At 66.2% G+C, this 201-nt stretch carries 1 pseudogene; it reads left to right on the forward strand.

Going from position 1 to position 201, the window contains the following annotated elements:
- Positions 1–201, forward strand: a pseudogene (locus AC2W7A_RS13420) (DDE-type integrase/transposase/recombinase); the annotation flags it as partial.

A 201-nucleotide genomic window follows, 5' to 3' on the forward strand; every position in this document is an offset into this window, starting at 1 on the left:
CCGGATGCTCGTCCTGACCTGGTCGAGCGCCGCTTCACTGCCGAGCGCCCACACCGGCTCTGGGTCGCTGACATCACCTAGTGCGCACGATCTCAGGGTTCTGCTACGTCGCTTTCATCACGACGTCTACTCCCGGCGCATCGTGGGATGGGCGGTCTCGGGCAGCCTTCATACCGCGGGGCTGCCGTTGCTCGCCCTGGA

The sequence above is a fragment of the Micrococcus sp. LASM2_SD2 genome, assembly GCF_057364565.1.